This window comes from Methylobacterium sp. AMS5 (assembly GCF_001542815.1).
Taxonomy (GTDB): Bacteria; Pseudomonadota; Alphaproteobacteria; order Rhizobiales; family Beijerinckiaceae; genus Methylobacterium.
Map to the genome: position 1 here is coordinate 3,698,083 of NZ_CP006992.1, position 15,476 is coordinate 3,713,558.

Here is a 15,476-nt window from a genome sequence, read left to right on the forward strand (position 1 = left end):
TCGAAAATCCGCCGGCCCGCAGGCCGGCACGGACAGGACAGAGCCATGCCTCAAGCGATTCCGCACTTCATCGACGGCGCACGCGTGCCGGGCCGTTCGGGGCGCACCGCGCCGGTCTACAACCCGGCCACCGGCGAGGAGACCGGCGCGGTGGCGCTGGCGAGCGGCGACGAGGTCGAGGCCGCGGTGGCGTCGGCCAAGGCCGCCTTCCCGGCCTGGGCTGCCACGCCGCCCCTGCGCCGCGCCCGCATCCTCAACGCCTTCCTGCGGATCGCCGAGGACCGCATCGACGAGCTCGCCGCCCTCATCACCGCCGAGCACGGCAAGGTGCTCTCGGACGCCAAGGGCGAGATCCAGCGCGGGCTCGAGGTGGTGGAGTTCGCGACCGCCGCGCCGCAACTCCTCAAGGGCGAGGTGACGGAGAACGTCGGCACCCGCGTCGACAGCCACTCCCTGCGCCAGCCGCTCGGCGTGGTCGCCGGCATCACGCCGTTCAACTTCCCCGTCATGGTGCCGATGTGGATGTTTCCCGTGGCGCTCGCCTGCGGCAACTGCTTCGTCCTGAAGCCTTCCGAGCGCGACCCGTCCCCCGCCCTGCTGGTGGCCGCCTGGCTCAAGGAGGCGGGCCTGCCCGACGGCGTGTTCAACGTGGTCCACGGCGACAAGGCGGCGGTGGACGCCCTCCTGCACCATCCCGACATCGCCGCCGTCAGCTTCGTCGGCTCGACCCCGATCGCCCGCTACATCTACGCCACGGCCACCGCCCAGGGTAAGCGCGCCCAGTGCCTCGGCGGCGCCAAGAACCACATGATCATCATGCCCGACGCCGACCTCGACCAGGCGGTGGACGCCCTGATGGGCGCGGCCTACGGCTCGGCCGGCGAGCGCTGCATGGCGATCTCGGTGGCGGTGCCGGTGGGCGAGCGGACCGCCGACGCGCTGATCGAGCGGCTGATCCCGAAGGTGCGCGCCCTCAAGGTCGGCCCCGGCACCGACCCGGACTCCGAGATGGGTCCGCTGGTGACACGCCAGCACTACGAGAAGGTGCGCGGCTACATCGACCGGGGCGTGGCCGAGGGCGCCGAACTCCTGGTCGACGGGCGCGACCTCAAGCTCCAGGGTTACGAGGCGGGCTACTTCGTCGGCGGCTCGCTGTTCGACCGGGTGACGCCCGACATGACGATCTACAAGGAGGAGATCTTCGGCCCCGTCCTCGCCGTCACCCGGGCACCCGACTACGCCACCGCCGCGCGCCTCATCAACGCGCACGAGTTCGGCAACGGCACCGCGATCTTCACCCGCGACGGCGACGCGGCGCGCGAATTCGCCCATGCGATCGAGGTCGGCATGGTCGGCATCAACGTGCCGATCCCGGTGCCGATGGCCTTCCACTCCTTCGGCGGCTGGAAGGCCTCGCTCTTCGGCGACCACCACATGCACGGGCCGGAGGGCGTGCGCTTCTACACGCGCCTCAAGACCATCACGACCCGCTGGCCGACCGGCATCCGCGCCGGCGCCGACTTCGTCATGCCGACGATGCAGTAACGCTGGCCGGTCGCTCGACATGCAGGAGGTCGAAATCGGCCTCCTGCAGGCTTTGATGCCTATCGCGGAGCTGTGTTGAGCGAACGACCGAAGAGCCTGACGTACCCTCATGCTCACGCCGATCACGTTCGAAAAGGCGCGGAATCCGATGACGCCAGGAGAACTCCGTCTACTTCGCTCGGGGGAATCGACGAACTGAGACCAAGTTGTTCAGTCCGGTTTTCTAAATTTCCGGGATCGACGAAATCATAGCGCGTGAGTTCCTGACTCTTCTCGGGCATCTCAACTGCGTCAGGCCGCGTCTGATTTCGGCAAATTCCGAAGCCGCCCGGAACGGCCAAAATAGGTCATCAGCAAAACTTCGGCCCGTTCCCAAAGATCCGCTCATGATCCAAGTGCGGACTTCATCCTCCTTTGGGAAGCTGCAAATTCAGCTGATCAGACAGAGGTTAGAGCCGTATCCGACCCCATTGCACCAGACCGGCGTCTCTAGCTCTTTGTTTTGACGCGCATTCTTTCGACGAACCGGTGGCCACTTCGTCGGAGGGCGCTCTAGCAGCTCGACACAAACGAGACTGGGGCGCAGCGGGAATTTTGTGAGGCACTCTAAACCTCTGCCGCCTCATCGGTGCGGTGCTCTACGAGGCCAAGGCCTGCCAACGCCACCAAACCCGCCGCCCTGCCGTCCCCGTGCCAAGGAGGAGGGCAGCAAATCCGCGACATTCCATTCCGGGCCGGTTCACGGCCTCGCCAATCCAACAATCACGCCATCCTGACCCACCCGGCTTTGACATCCCTCGAGGAGCGGTCAGGCCGTGGTCACCTGACGGTTCAGGCGCGCGGCAAGTTGGTCGGCGAATTTGCTGGCCGCTACCGGGAGCAGGCGTCCGCGCAGTTGCGCCAGCACGACGCTCATCGGCTCGAGGTCGCGGGCGTCGATCAAACGGCTTCGCAGGCGCGGGTCGTCCGGAATGCCGCTCGGCACCTGGAAGCTGACGACATCCTCTCGCAGGACGACGTTGCGCAGGAATTCCAGCGATCCCGATTCCACGGTCGCGCGCATCTCGACCCCGCGCCGGGCGAGCGCGTGCTCGATATGGTGGCGGATGGCGAGGGAGCGGTCGGGCAGGGCCAGGGCGTGGGCGAGGCAGTCGCGCAGCCGGATCGGCCCGTCCTCGGAGGCCAGGGGATGACGCGCCCGCATCAGGGCGCAGAGGGACTGGCGGCCGGCATAGAGCGGGTGCAGCTCCGCCGAGGGCGGTGGCTGGAGGATGAGCGCGAGGTCGGCCTCGAACGAGACGAGGGCGGCCACCGCCTGGACGTGGTCGCGCACCTGCACGGTAAAGGCGACCTGGGGAAACTGTGCCCGGTAGGTCTCAACCTCCTCCGGGATCATCCGGGTGACGAAGGCTTGACTGCAGGCAAGCGCCACGTGGCCTCGGCGCACGCCGGAGAGGTCGGCGATCTGCGAGCGCACCCGGTCGAGGTCCGCTGCCTGGTCACGGATGTGCCGCGCCAACAATTCCCCCGCCGCGTTCAGGCGCATTCCTTGTGCAAGGCGCTCGAAGATCGGCGTTCCGAGCTCGTACTCGATGTCCTGGATCTGCCGCGTCAGCGCCGAGGGCGTGATGTTGAGGCGCTCGGCGGCCCGCCGGATCGATCCGCTGCGAGCGACCTCGGCCACCGCGGTCAGGCTGCGCAGATGCTTCATCCCGGCTCTCCCGCCAGGGTGTTGCCAGAAATTCAACAATGCCGTCAAGAATTAGCACTTCCCGGCAACACCGGTGCTTTCTAGGCTCGATGCACCGGTACATGCAGGAACCGCCCGATGATCGACCGCCGCAGCCTCCTCGCCGGTCTCGGAACCGGCCTCGTCGCGAGTTCACTCCCCGGCCGCGCCGCGCGGGCGCAGGCCGCGCCGATCGTCATCCGGATGGCCTCGCTCAAGCTCATCCACTCGATCGCCCCCCACTTCTACGAGCGCTTCACGCCCGAAGGCGTGCGGGTCGAGGTCATCCCGTTCGAGAGCCCGACCGAGGGCAAGAACGCCGTCGTCACCAAGTCGGTGGATTTCGGCACCTTCGGGCTCGCGGCAGCGACGCTCGGGGCCGCGGCGGGCGAGCCGATCGTCGTGATCGCCTCCACCTGCAACCGTGGCATGGGGGTGATCGCCCGCAAGGATTCCGACATCCGGACGATCAAGGACCTGCGCGGCAAGCGCGTGGCGATCTGGCCCGGCAGCACGCAGGAGGTGTTCGCCCTGGAGCGGATGCGCATGGAGGGACTATCCGTCAAGGACATCACCCCGGTGCGCATCTCCTTCTCGGAGATGCACCTCGCGCTCGCCCGCGGCGACGTCGATGCCTATGTCGGCGCCGAGCCCGCCCCCGGCGTCAGCCTCGCCTCGGGCGTCGGCCAACTCGTCGAATACCCCTATGGCACCGAGATGGGGTCGCTCAACATGGTGTTCGGCGCCCACCGGGACACGCTGGCCGAGCGGCCCGACCTCGTGCGCACCATGCTGGAGATCCACCGCAAGGCCACCGAGTTCGCCGCCAAGGACCGGGAGGCGATGATCGCCATGGCAGTGGCCAAGCTCGGCCAGAAGCGCGAGGCGCTGGCGATCTCGGCTCCGAACGTCGAACTCACCTGGAAGCTCGGGCCGGACGAGGTGCGCCAGGCCAAGGTCTACGCCGAACGCATGCTGGCCCTCAAGCAGATCAAGCGGCTGCCCGAAGACGGCTTCATCGATACCCGCTTCGTCGATGCCATGAGGGACGCGTGAGCGCCGCGATCGAGGGCGCCGCCCTCTCCGCCGCCCTCTCCGCCGCCGTGCCGACCGCCTTGCCGGCTCAGGGCCAGAGCCCCAAGCCGGACGCCCCGCTGCGCAACCTCCTCGACCGCTTGCGCGGCCCTGTCCTCGCGCTGGTGGTGCCGCTGGCAGCCCTCGCGCTCTGGCACTTCGCCACCGCGAACCGGCCCTACAGCCTCGTCCCGCCTCCCGCCGAAGTGTGGCTGGCCCTGCGCGACATGGCGTTCGGCGGCATCAACGACGACGCCTTCAGCGCCACCCTGTGGACCCATCTCTGGGCCTCGCTGTCGCGGGTCTATGGCGGCTTCGCGCTGGCCGCCGCCGCGGCCCTGCCGCTTGGCCTGATGATCGGACGCGTGCCCCTGGTCCGGGCTCTCCTCGATCCCGTGCTGCAGATCCTGCGCCCGATCCCCGTCACCGCGTGGCTGCCGCTGGCCATGATCCTGTTCGGGCTCGGGGCCCGCTCGGCCTTCTTCCTCGTATTCCTGGGTGCCTTCTACCCGATCCTCGTCAACACCGTGTTCGGCGTGCGTTCGGTGGAGCCGCGCCTGTTCGAGGCGGCGGCGATGCTGGGCTGCACGGGGCCCGCCCAGTTTCTCCGGGTGGTGCTGCCCGCTGCCCTCCCATCGATCTTCACCGGGCTGCGGCTCGGCCTGGGTTTTGCCTGGGTGGTGATCGTGGTCGGCGAGATGACGGGCGTCCAGACCGGCCTCGGCGCCGTCATCATGGAGGCGCGCCAGCTCTCGCGGACCGAGATCGTGATCTGCGGCATGGGCGTGATCGGCGTCGCGGGCTTCATCTCGGACTGGATCATCATGCGCATCGGCCGCCGCCTCCTCTCTTGGAGCCCCTCCCATGGCTGAGCCCACCGTTCCCATCCTGACGATGCGGGACGTCTCGAAGACCTATACCGCGCAGGGCCGCCGGACCGAGGCCCTGCGCGGCGCCAGCCTCGCCGTCCAGCGGGGGGAGTTCGTCTGCCTGCTCGGTGCCTCGGGCTGCGGGAAATCGACCCTGCTGCGCATCGCCGCCGGCTTCGAGGCGCCGAGTTCGGGCCAAGCCCTGATGTGGGACAAGCCGATTGCCGGCCCTGCTCCGAGCCGCGGCATGGTCTTCCAGGATTACGGCCTGTTCCCCTGGCTCTCGGTGCGCGACAATATCGGCTTCGGCCCGAAATCGCGGGGCCGCCCCGCGGCGGAGGTCCGAGACACCGCGCGCCGCTACATCGATCTGGTCGGTCTCGGCCGCTTCGCCGATGCCTATCCGCACCAGCTCTCGGGCGGCATGAAGCAGCGGGTGGCCATCGCCCGGGTGCTCGCCAACGAGGCCGAGATGGTCCTCATGGACGAGCCGTTCGGGGCGCTCGACGCCATGACCCGCGAGCGCCTCCAGGACGAACTCCTCGACCTCTGGGCCCGGACCGGCCTCACCGTGCTGTTCGTCACCCACGCCATCGAGGAGGCGATCTTCCTCGCCGACCGGATCGTGATGATGTCGCCGGGGCCGGGCCGGATCGAGGCCGTCCACACCGTCGACCTGCCGCGGCGCCGTGACGTGTCGAGCCCCGCCTTCAACGACCTGCGCCGCATGCTGTCGGCCCAGCTCCACAGCCACCACGCACCGAAAGCCGCCTGATGGCCGCGGCCGACGCCGTGCTCTGGCGCGACCTCGACCGCGCCGCGCTCACCCGAGCCTACGACAATTCCGGGGCGGTCCGGGACAGTGCCGCCCTCGTGGCGGGCTGGCGCTCCCGCAGCGCCGCCTTCCGCGAGGGCAAGGCGGGACAGACCTTGGCCTACGGCCCCGGCCCGCGGCAGGCCGTCGATCTCTACCGCTGCGGCACGGCGGGGGCGCCCTGCCTCGCCTTCGTTCATGGCGGCTACTGGCAGCGCAACGCCCGCGAGGATTTCACCTGCATGGCCGAGGGTCCTCTCGCCCTCGGCCTCGACGTGGCGCTGGTTGGCTACACGCTGGCGCCGGAGGCGAGGCTCACCCGGATCGCAGGGGAGATCGGAGCCGCGCTGCGCCTGCTGCGGCGGACGATCGGACCCTCGCGCCTCGTCGTCGCGGGCTGGTCGGCCGGCGGCCATCTCGCGACCCTGATGACGACCCTTGCGGCCGACACGGTCGATGCCGCCCTGGCGGTGAGCGGGCTCTTCGATCTCGAACCGATCGCTGGGACCGCGCTCAACGATGCGTTGCACCTCACGCAAGCCGAGGTGGCCGAGCTCTCGCCCATCCGCCGCCTCGCCCTGGGCGGGCCGCCCGTCTCGGTGATCTATGGCGAGGCCGAACTGCCCGAGTTGCGCCGCCAGTCCGAGGATTACCACGCCGCTCGCCGGGCGCTGGGCCTCGACGGCGATCTCCACACCGTGCCGGGAGCCGACCATTTCCGGGTGCTCGACGCCCTGATCGCGCCCGACGGGCGCATCGCCCGTGAAGCCGCCCGCCTCGCGGGCCTGGGACATGCATGAACGAAGAACCTTCGGCTCCCTCGCTCCGAATGGCCGTTCACTCCACTGAATCAGACCTTCATATTGGCTTCGCCGAACCTCCTCCGGTCGTCTTGGCGGTCAGCCGGCTGGCATACCCGCACCAGTTAGTGCCCGCTTGAGCGTCGAGCGGGCCGCGTCGATGGCGACGGTGGCGGCCCCCAGGGTCCGCGGTTCCGTCGGCCTGTTCAGGGCGTGGCGTGCGATACTGGCCGCGAGATCGTCCACCTCGCTCGCCATCGCCTCCAGACGCTCGCGCTCGGTCTCGCGGCGGGCTTCGGAGCGCAGTTCCAGCAGGCGTACGGTGGCGACCTCGATCCGCTCGCGGCGCTGGCGCCCGACGCGCTGCCGGAGCCACGCTGCCGTGGAGCCCAAGCCGCCCCCCAGGATGGCCACGAGGTAGATCCAGCTCTCGTAGCGCTCGATCAAGGTTTCTTGCTCGCGCTCGTAGTAGTCGAGGGCGCCCGGATGAATGGGCAGGCGGGCGCTGGTCGCGTCGGCCGTGTCCTCGTAATCCGGGTGGCTGACGTCCTCCGCGGCCGGTACCGCCTCAGCCAGGGCCGCGCGCATCTCGAACAGGTGCTGCGTCACCTCCGCGGCCACGCTCCGCGACAGGTCGGCCCGTGCCATCAGGCGGTAGGACGAGCCCACGGTCGCGACGTCCTCGGCCGGCAGGCGGGGATTGCCGCCGTACAGGGCGGCCGGCACCGTGACCGGCTGCAGGCGCGGCCACCGCGCCAGCACCGCTGCGATATCGGGCACCCCGATCAGCGCGACTTCACCGCCGTCGCTCGCCTCGCCCACCAGGGCGACCACCCGCCGGGCAGCCGGGGAGCTGGGCGTCGTCACGAGAACCATGGCGTCGATGCGCCCGTCGCGGAGCGCCGTTGCGACATCGGCCTCCTCAAGCGGGACCAGCACCACGGCGGTGTTGTTCACGGCCCCGGCCGGAGCATCTGTCAGGAGTTCAAACCCGTAGTGGGCGACAAGTTCGCGGAGCAGCGTCCGGTCGGCCGTCCGGCTCGCCAGCATGCCCAGCCGTTTGCCCGCAAGGTCCGGGATACCCTTGGTGCCGGAGGCACCTGGCGCGGCGACGAAGGCGGCGAGCTTCCGCAAGACCGCCAAGGTCAGGCCGTTGCCCGGCATCGCCACGTCCGGCCGAACCACCGCGAGGTCGGCCTTGCCGGCCTTCAACGCCTCCGCGCTCTCGCGCACCCCGGCGAAGGATACGACCTTCAGCCGGATGCCGAGGCTGCGCCGGGCGAGCTCGTCGGCATAGGCCCGCAGCAGCGCCGGCTCGGTGCCGCCGTTCGGGGCGACCGCGATGGTGAGGGTCGTGGGACGCGTGAGATGGAACGCCGCGACGGCTCCGAGCACGAGCAGGATCGCCAGGCCGAGGAGGAGAAATGCCTCGCGGCCACCCGGAAGCCCCAACCGACGCACGCACGCCCCTCGCTTGCTCAGGGCTGGTTCGGCCCTGGTGCCCAGGTGGGCGACGCGCCACCGGTTTTCGAGGGGATCGGCCTGCCCGCCACCCGGAATCCTAACGAGACGCTTATGGGATCGGCCCCGCGACCCGCTCGAACCCTAACGCGAACCGGTACAGCTTAGGGACGCGGTTCCCTGAGGACCGCGTGAACCCCAAACGAACGATGTCTCCCACCCTCCAAGGCGCCGCCATCCACGCTGACGCCTCCGCCACGGACGCCGACCGGTTCATCGTCGGGCAGGACCCCGAGGGTCACTGTGTGGCCCTCGAGATCCACGGGCGTGCCGGCGGCCTGTTCCGGAGCCGGAAGGACGCCGTCGACTACGCCGAGGACGAGACCGACCACCGGTCCGACGCCGTGCTCCTGTCCGGGGCCTGCATCGAGCTGCGCATCTGATCCTGCGCGATGGCATGGAGTGGCCATGCCCGGCACCCAAATCCCTCCCGTCATCAGCCGTAGGGGTTTCAGTTCCACCCGTTCCGTCCGAGCCGACCGCATCCGGCACCTGGGCTCCGGACGCCGCAGCGCCGACGTCACTCGCACTCGCACTCGCACTCGAAAAAAAGACGATGCGAAAACAAGAGCCTCAAGCATCGTCCGGGATCAGGTATCCGGGACGATGCTTGAGCGCCGGCCCGACCGCTCCGTTCCCCGATGAGGCGCCGATCGAGGCTCGAAGATCGCCATCAAGGGCCCGCCTCCGTTACCGCCGGTTTGGCGTCGTTCGCCGCGCGCAGCTTGAGGTTCGGTTCATCGTCGGGTGCCCGCAGGCGATAGCCGACGCCGGTCTCGGTGAGAAGGATGCGCGGCCGCTCCGGATCGGCCTCCAGCTTCTGCCGGAGCTGGCGCATGTAGACGCGCAGATACTGTGGGTCCGACGAGACCGAGACCTCGTGCATGAGCTGGGCGTGCGTGAGCACCTTGCCGGCGTGCAGCACCATGATGCGCAGGAATGCGTACTCGCGCGGGGTCAGCTTCACCTCGACGTCATCGACCTTCACGATGCGCCGGACGAGGTCGACCGAGAGCCCGTCGACCCGGAAGACCGGGCGCTCGCCGCGAGCGGCCAGTTGGTGGCGCAACGCAGCACGGAGGCGCGCGAGCAGCTCCGCCATGCCGAAGGGCTTGGTGACGTAGTCGTCGGCGCCGAGATCGAGCGCCTCGACCTTACCGCCCTCGTCGTCCCGGCTCGACAGCACCACCACCGGCAGGCCGGGGTGGCTCGCCCGGATCGCGCGGAGCAGGTCGTGCCCGCGCATGTCGGGAAGCCCCAGATCGAGGATGACGAGGTCCGGGCTGTGGCGGCCGAGCACCTCCAGCGCGGTGACGGCGTTGGGCGCTTCCAGGATAGCGTAGCCCTGAGTGGCGAGCCCCATGCGCAGCAGCTTGCGGATCGGCGGCTCGTCGTCGATGATCAGGACGGTCGGGCTCATGCGGCGATATCCCTTGGCGTGGTCCGGGCGGGAACCGGGAGCGTCACGGTGAAGGCGGCCCCCAACCGGTCCCGGCGGTTGCCGGCGGTGACCGTACCCCCCATGGCCTCGACGAAGCCGCGCGAGATGGCGAGGCCGAGCCCGGTCCCGGCCCGTACCCGGTCGCTCTTCCGGACGCGGTAGAACTTGTCGAACACGCGCTCGACATCCGCCTCCGGGAGCCCGAACCCCTCGTCCAGAACCTCGATGCGCACGGTGCGCCCGTCCCGCCGGGCGCGCACCGTAACGGTCGAGTCCTCGGGCGCGTACTTCGCGGCGTTGTCGAGCAGGTTGACCAGCACCTGCTCGAACAGGACCGGATCGAGCCTCAGGGTCGGCAGGTCGGGTGCGATCGCGACCGCAAGCCGGTGGCCGGCAAGGATCTTCTGGGTCCGCCGCAGGGCGGTGTCGATGGTCTCGGCGACATCCTGGAGCGCCAGGTTCGGCGTCACGGCCCCGGCCTCCAGCCGCGTCATGTCGAGCAGGTTCACGATGAAGCGGTTCAACCGCTCCGATTCCTCGATGATGGTCGTCAACAACTCCGCCTTGGCCTCGATGGGGAGGGCGCCGTCGAGGTCCCGCAATGTGCTGGCGGCTCCGAGCACGGAGGCGAGCGGCGTCCGCAGATCGTGGCTGATCGAGGTCAGCAGCGCTCGGGCGAGGCGATCGGTCTCGGCGGCACGCTCGGCCCGGTCGAGATCCTCGACGAGGCGCACCCGCTCGAGGGCGAGCGCGCCCATATCGGCGAGTGCGTCGAGAAGGCGCCGGCCTTCAGGCGTCAGGATCGGGCCCGTGCCGTCCGCATCGAGGCCGATCACCCCGATGGTGCCGCGCCCGGTGCGCATCGGCAGGAACAGGCGCTTGGCCCCGGGCAGGGTGTCGGCGCCGCGCCCGGTCGGGCGCTCGTTGTCGAAGGCCCACTGCGCCGCCGCCAGGTCGGCCTCGTCCAGCATGTCCTCCGGCGGGTAGCCGGCACGGACGGCGAGGGCCTTATCATCCGGCAGGAGAAGGACGACGCGTACCCTCAGCATGGCCGCGACCTGCGCGGAGGTCGCCCAGAGCACGTCGTCGAGGGTCCCGCAGGCCGCGAGCTTGCGCGAGAACCCGAAGAGCCGCTCCGTGGCCTTCGCGCGGCCCTGGCTGACCACGGCGCTCAGGCGGGCACGGGCGGCGAGGTTCGAGACCAGCACCGCCACCAGGGTGAAGAGCAGAAAGGCCGCGATGTTGGTCGGGTCGGCGATGGTGAAGGTGTAGACCGGCGGCAGGAAGAAGAAGTTGTACGACAGCGAGGCCGCCACCACCGCGGCGAGCGAGGGCCCCAGGCCCCAGCGCACGGCGACCGCCACGACGGCGGTCAGCAGCATGAGGTCGGCGTTCTCGACGCCCGTAGACGGCTCCAGCAGCAAAGCGAGCCCGAGTCCGGCACCGGTGACGAGCAGCGCCAGGGCGTAGGACCGGGCGTCGAAGGTGGCGGGCGGAGCGGCGGTGGCGACCGCGCGCCGGGACGCCATCTCGGTCGGCGCGTCCTCGCCCGGTACCACGTGGACGCTGATGTTGCCGCTGCGGCGGACGAGGTCGTGCACCACCGAGCCGTTCACGAGTTCGAAGGCCCAGGAGCGCGTCGCCTTGCCCACCACGATGTGGTTCACATTGGCGGAGCGTGCGTAGGCGAGGATGTCGTCGGCGACGCGCCGGCCGCCCGGCAGGGTGACGGCGTCGCCACCGAGCCGGTCGGCGAGCCGCAAGGCCTCGGCCACCCCGTCGCGCGCGGCCTCACTGAGGGAGGCGGCGCGCGGTCCCTCGACCACCAGGGCGGTCCAGGGGGCGTGGAGGCGGTCAGCCAGCCGCTTGGCGTAGCGCACGAGGCCTGCCGAGCGCGGATCCTCACTCACGCAGACGAGCACGCGCTCGCCCGCCGCCCAGGGGCCGGGGATCGCATTGGCCCGCATGTGGCTCAGGAGCTCGTCATCGACCCGGTCGGCCGTCCGACGCAGGGCGAGCTCCCGCAGGGCCGTCAGATTGCCGCGCGAGAAGTAGTGCTTGAGTGCCCGCTCGGCGTTCGCCGGCACGTAAACCTTGCCCGCCTTCAGGCGCTCGATCAGATCGTCCGGGTTGAGGTCGACCACCTCGATGTCGTCGGCCCGGTCGAGGATGCTGTCCGGCACGGTTTCGCGCACGCGGATGCGGGTGATGGAGGCCACGACATCGTTGAGGCTCTCGACGTGCTGGATGTTCAGCGTCGTCAGGACATCGATGCCGGCGTCGAGCAACTCCTCCACGTCCTGGTAGCGTTTGGGGTGGCGCGAGCCGGGCGCGTTGGTGTGGGCGAGTTCGTCGACCAGCGCCAGGGCCGGGCGGCGCGCCAGCAGCGCGTCGAGGTCCATCTCCTCCAGCACGGTGCCATGGTAGGGCACGGCCCGTCGCGGGATGGTCTCGAAGCCGTCGAGCAAAGCCTCGGTCTCGGCCCGGCCATGGGTCTCGACCACGCCGACCACGACATCGGCGCCGGCCTTGAGCTTGGCACGCCCGATGGTGAGCATCTCGTAGGTCTTGCCGACGCCGGGAGCGGCGCCAAGAAAGACCTTGAGACGGCCGCGCGTCCGCTCTTCCCGGCGGGCCGCTTGGAGCAGCGCGTCGGGCGAGGGGCGGTTCGGGTCGCGGCCGGTCCCGGGCATGGTTCGCTCTTTAGCGCTTGGCGAGGTCGTCCAGGAGAAGATTCAGGGCGAGCACGTTGACGCGCGGTTCACCGAGCAGTCCGAGGGTGCGGCCCTGGACCTGACTGGCGACGAGCTCGCGGAGCCTGTCCTCGGGCAGGTTGCGGGCTCGGGCGATGCGCGGCACCTGGAACAGGGCCGCCTCGGGCGAGACGTCGGGGTCGAGGCCCGAGCCGCTCGTGGTGACGAGATCGACCGGCACCGGCCGACCTGGGTTCTCGGCCCTCCGCGCGTCGAGGTCACCCTTCACGCGCTCGGCCAGCGCCGCGCTCGTGGGCCCGAGATTCGAGCCGGCGGAGTTGGCCGCGTTGTAAGGGGCCGACACGGTCCTGGAGGCGTCCGCCGGATCGGCCGCGGTGGTGGCCGAGGGCCGGCCATGGAAGTAGCCCTCGCCGGTGAAGCTCTGGCCGATCAGGCTGGAACCGACGATCGTGCCGTCGCGCTCGATCAAGCTTCCTGCGGCCTTGGCCGGGAAGAGCGCCCCGGCGACGCCGGTGACGGCGAGGGGGTAGGCGAGGCCCGTAACCGCCGTCAGCGCGACGAGCAGGACAAGGGCGGGACGAAGCTGATTCAACATGGGAGGTCTCCGGGACCTGTCGTTCAGGCGAGATGGAGGGCGGTGACGGCGAGGTCGATGGCCTTGATGGCCACGAACGGCACGAGGACGCCGCCGAGGCCGTAGATCAGCAGGTTGCGCCGCAGGAGCGAGGCCGCGCCGACCGGGCGGTAGGTCACGCCGCGCAGGGCGAGCGGAATCAGCGCGACGATGACCAGGGCGTTGAAGATGATGGCGGAGAGGATCGCGCTCTGCGGCGAGGCCAGCCCCATGACGTTGAGCGCTTGAAGCTGCGGGTAGAGCGTCAGGAACATCGCCGGGATGATGGCGAAATACTTGGCCACGTCGTTGGCGATGGAGAACGTCGTCAGGGCACCGCGGGTCATCAATAACTGCTTGCCGATGCCGACGATCTCGATGAGCTTCGTCGGGTCGGAATCGAGGTCGACCATGTTGCCGGCCTCGCGCGCCGCGACCGTGCCGGTGTTCATGGCAACCCCGACATCGGCCTGAGCCAGCGCCGGCGCGTCGTTGGTGCCGTCGCCGCACATCGCCACGAGCTTGCCTTCGGCCTGCTCACGCCGGATCAGCGCCAGCTTGTCCTCGGGGGTCGCCTGGGCGAGAAAGTCGTCCACGCCCGCCTCCGCGGCGATGGCGGCGGCGGTCATGGGATTGTCGCCCGTGATCATCACCGTGCGGATACCCATGCGGCGCAGCTCCGCGAAGCGCTCGCGGATCCCGCCCTTCACGATGTCCTTCAGGTCAACGACGCCGAGCAGGCGGCCGTCCTTTGCCACCGCGAGCGGCGTGCCGCCGGCCTTGGCGATCTCCTCCGCGATGGCCCGGATCTCGGCCACCCCCTGGGTCTCGGCGGCCGGGCGGTAGGCGAGCGCCGCATTGGAGCCGCGGGTTGCCAGTGGCGGCTCGGAGACGGAGGCGATGACGGCCTCGACCGCGCCCTTGCGGATGGACGAGCCTTCAAGGTCCACACCCGACATCCGGGACTGCGCGGTGAAGGGCACGAAGGTGGCGTTCAACCCGGCCATGTCGCGGGCGCGAATGCCGTACGTCTCCTTGGCGAGCACGACGATGGAGCGGCCTTCGGGCGTCTCGTCGGCCAGCGAGGCGAGTTGCGCCGCGTCGGCCAGATCCTGTTCGGTGACGCCACGGACGGGGCGGAACGCGGTGGCCTGGCGGTTGCCGAGCGTGATCGTGCCGGTCTTGTCGAGGAGCAGCGTGTCGATGTCGCCGGCCGCTTCGACGGCGCGGCCCGACATGGCGAGCACGTTGAAGCGGACCAGACGGTCCATGCCGGCGATGCCGATGGCGGACAGGAGCGCGCCGATGGTGGTCGGGATCAGGGTCACGAACAGCGCGACCAGCACGATCACGGGGATCGAGCCGCCGGCATAGCTCGCAAAGCTCGGGATGGTGGCCACCGCGAACACGAACACGATGGTCAGCCCGGCGAGCAGGATGTTGAGCGCGACCTCGTTCGGGGTCTTCTGGCGCGCGGCGCCCTCGACGAGGGCGATCATGCGGTCGACGAAGGTCGAGCCGGCCGCAGCCGTGATGCGGACCTTGATCGCGTCCGAGAGCACCTGCGTGCCCCCCGTCACCGCCGAGCGGTCACCGCCCGACTCGCGGATGACCGGGGCCGACTCGCCCGTGATGGCCGCCTCGTTCACGGAGGCCACCCCCTCGATGACCTCGCCATCCGAGGGGATGAGGTCGCCGGCCTCGACGAGCACCACATCGCCGACCTTGAGGCTCGTGCCGGGGACGGTCTCGTAGGCCCGGCCCTGGCCGGTGAGCCGCTTGGCGGTCATCTCGGTGCGGGTACGCCGCAGGCTGTCGGCCTGGGCCTTGCCGCGGCCCTCGGCGAGCGCCTCGGCGAAGTTGGCGAAGATCAGGGTGAACCACAGCCAGAGGATGATCTGGCCGGAGAAGAACAGGTCGCTGCCTCCGGTGACGAGGTCACGGACGAACAGCACGGTGGTCAGGGCCGCCACGACCTCGACCACGAACATGACCGGGTTGCGGATCATGGCGCGGGGGTCGAGCTTCCTGACGGAGCCGAGAAAAGCGGGCCCGACGAGGGCGGCGCTGAACAGCGATGAAGTCTTGCGGGACATGGGTTCAGGTGTCCGGAGAGGGCGAGGAGGCCGGGCGAGCGACGCCGGACCTTGCCGGTTCAGGGGGCCGTCGTGCCGGCGGCCAGGGTGAAGGCCGCCGCGAGGGTGAGGCCGTCGAGCAGCGCCACACCGAGGAGGGCCAGCACGAGGTCGCAGATGCGCACGGGCCTCGCCTTGGCGCCGTGGGCGCGGTGGTGCGGCGGCCGGTGCAGCATCGGGTGATGGCGCGGCATGCGCCGGTTCGGAACCGTGCGCGGCAT

General features: G+C 70.0%; 13 protein-coding genes. 6 read left to right on the top strand and 7 right to left on the bottom strand.

The window, feature by feature from the left end; all coding sequences use genetic code 11:
- Nucleotides 1–45: 45 nt before the first annotated feature.
- Nucleotides 46–1,545, top strand: coding sequence for a CoA-acylating methylmalonate-semialdehyde dehydrogenase (locus Y590_RS16670; RefSeq protein WP_060770830.1), 1,500 nt, complete (start codon nucleotides 46–48; stop codon nucleotides 1,543–1,545).
- 808 nt (nucleotides 1,546–2,353) lie between these two features.
- Here Y590_RS16670 and Y590_RS16675 read toward each other — a convergent pair.
- Nucleotides 2,354–3,256, bottom strand: a complete 903-nt coding sequence (locus Y590_RS16675; RefSeq protein WP_060770831.1) for a LysR family transcriptional regulator — start codon at nucleotides 3,254–3,256, stop codon at nucleotides 2,354–2,356.
- 117 nt (nucleotides 3,257–3,373) lie between these two features.
- On the opposite strand from Y590_RS16675, the gene Y590_RS16680 reads away from it, so the two are divergent.
- Genes Y590_RS16680 through Y590_RS16695 form a run of 4 tightly spaced genes read left to right on the top strand, consistent with a single transcriptional unit; the run spans nucleotide 3,374 to nucleotide 6,831 of the window.
- Nucleotides 3,374–4,330 carry an ABC transporter substrate-binding protein gene (locus Y590_RS16680; RefSeq protein ID WP_060770832.1) on the top strand — a complete coding sequence of 319 codons (957 nt, stop codon included), beginning with the start codon at nucleotides 3,374–3,376 and terminating at the stop codon, nucleotides 4,328–4,330.
- Nucleotides 4,327–5,220: an ABC transporter permease gene (locus tag Y590_RS16685; RefSeq protein ID WP_083530887.1), complete on the top strand. Its 894-nt coding sequence runs from the start codon at nucleotides 4,327–4,329 to the stop codon at nucleotides 5,218–5,220. The genes Y590_RS16680 and Y590_RS16685 overlap by 4 nt, the downstream gene beginning before the upstream one ends.
- Complete coding sequence (locus Y590_RS16690; RefSeq protein ID WP_060770833.1) at nucleotides 5,213–5,992, top strand: ABC transporter ATP-binding protein; 780 nt, start codon at nucleotides 5,213–5,215, stop codon at nucleotides 5,990–5,992. The genes Y590_RS16685 and Y590_RS16690 overlap by 8 nt, the downstream gene beginning before the upstream one ends.
- Nucleotides 5,992–6,831 (top strand): alpha/beta hydrolase, encoded by an 840-nt coding sequence (locus Y590_RS16695; RefSeq protein WP_060770834.1) that lies wholly within the window; start codon nucleotides 5,992–5,994, stop codon nucleotides 6,829–6,831. Before Y590_RS16690 ends, Y590_RS16695 begins: the two co-directional genes overlap by 1 nt.
- 99 nt (nucleotides 6,832–6,930) lie before the next feature.
- Here the strand turns inward: Y590_RS16695 and Y590_RS16700 are convergent, their stop codons facing one another.
- A complete protein-coding gene (locus tag Y590_RS16700) occupies nucleotides 6,931–8,292 on the bottom strand; it encodes a TAXI family TRAP transporter solute-binding subunit (protein ID WP_060770835.1) in 1,362 nt (453 codons plus the stop codon).
- 209 nt (nucleotides 8,293–8,501) lie between these two features.
- Here Y590_RS16700 and Y590_RS16705 point away from each other — a divergent pair, with 209 nt between their 5' ends.
- Complete coding sequence (locus Y590_RS16705) at nucleotides 8,502–8,735, top strand: hypothetical protein (protein ID WP_060770836.1); 234 nt, start codon at nucleotides 8,502–8,504, stop codon at nucleotides 8,733–8,735.
- A gap of 290 nt (nucleotides 8,736–9,025) precedes the next feature.
- Here the strand turns inward: Y590_RS16705 and Y590_RS16710 are convergent, their stop codons facing one another.
- The 5 genes from Y590_RS16710 to Y590_RS16730 are packed head-to-tail and all read right to left on the bottom strand — an operon-like array spanning nucleotide 9,026 to nucleotide 15,476.
- Nucleotides 9,026–9,772, bottom strand: a complete 747-nt coding sequence (locus tag Y590_RS16710; protein WP_060770837.1) for a response regulator — start codon at nucleotides 9,770–9,772, stop codon at nucleotides 9,026–9,028.
- A complete protein-coding gene (locus Y590_RS16715; protein WP_060770838.1) occupies nucleotides 9,769–12,486 on the bottom strand; it encodes an ATP-binding protein in 2,718 nt (905 codons plus the stop codon). The genes Y590_RS16710 and Y590_RS16715 overlap by 4 nt, the downstream gene beginning before the upstream one ends.
- Nucleotides 12,487–12,496: 10 nt before the next feature.
- Nucleotides 12,497–13,102 carry a K(+)-transporting ATPase subunit C gene (locus tag Y590_RS16720; protein ID WP_060770839.1) on the bottom strand — a complete coding sequence of 202 codons (606 nt, stop codon included), beginning with the start codon at nucleotides 13,100–13,102 and terminating at the stop codon, nucleotides 12,497–12,499.
- A gap of 23 nt (nucleotides 13,103–13,125) precedes the next feature.
- The gene (kdpB, locus tag Y590_RS16725; protein WP_060770840.1) at nucleotides 13,126–15,216 is read right to left on the bottom strand and encodes a potassium-transporting ATPase subunit KdpB; all 2,091 of its coding nucleotides are present in this window, start codon (nucleotides 15,214–15,216) and stop codon (nucleotides 13,126–13,128) included.
- Between the two features lie 59 nt (nucleotides 15,217–15,275).
- Nucleotides 15,276–15,476 carry a hypothetical protein gene (locus Y590_RS16730; protein WP_060770841.1) on the bottom strand — a complete coding sequence of 67 codons (201 nt, stop codon included), beginning with the start codon at nucleotides 15,474–15,476 and terminating at the stop codon, nucleotides 15,276–15,278.

Bases quoted from the DNA above. Each gene is read 5' to 3' on its own strand.
- kdpB (WP_060770840.1), bottom strand. From the start codon at position 15,216: ATGTCCCGCAAGACTTCATCGCTGTTCAGCGCCGCCCTCGTCGGGCCC.
- Y590_RS16720 (WP_060770839.1), bottom strand. From the start codon at position 13,102: ATGTTGAATCAGCTTCGTCCCGCCCTTGTCCTGCTCGTCGCGCTGACG.
- Y590_RS16695 (WP_060770834.1), top strand. From the start codon at position 5,992: ATGGCCGCGGCCGACGCCGTGCTCTGGCGCGACCTCGACCGCGCCGCG.
- Y590_RS16675 (WP_060770831.1), bottom strand. From the start codon at position 3,256: ATGAAGCATCTGCGCAGCCTGACCGCGGTGGCCGAGGTCGCTCGCAGC.
- Y590_RS16680 (WP_060770832.1), top strand. From the start codon at position 3,374: ATGATCGACCGCCGCAGCCTCCTCGCCGGTCTCGGAACCGGCCTCGTC.
- Y590_RS16730 (WP_060770841.1), bottom strand. From the start codon at position 15,476: ATGCCGCGCACGGTTCCGAACCGGCGCATGCCGCGCCATCACCCGATG.
- Y590_RS16690 (WP_060770833.1), top strand. From the start codon at position 5,213: ATGGCTGAGCCCACCGTTCCCATCCTGACGATGCGGGACGTCTCGAAG.
- Y590_RS16705 (WP_060770836.1), top strand. From the start codon at position 8,502: ATGTCTCCCACCCTCCAAGGCGCCGCCATCCACGCTGACGCCTCCGCC.
- Y590_RS16715 (WP_060770838.1), bottom strand. From the start codon at position 12,486: ATGCCCGGGACCGGCCGCGACCCGAACCGCCCCTCGCCCGACGCGCTG.
- Y590_RS16710 (WP_060770837.1), bottom strand. From the start codon at position 9,772: ATGAGCCCGACCGTCCTGATCATCGACGACGAGCCGCCGATCCGCAAG.
- Y590_RS16670 (WP_060770830.1), top strand. From the start codon at position 46: ATGCCTCAAGCGATTCCGCACTTCATCGACGGCGCACGCGTGCCGGGC.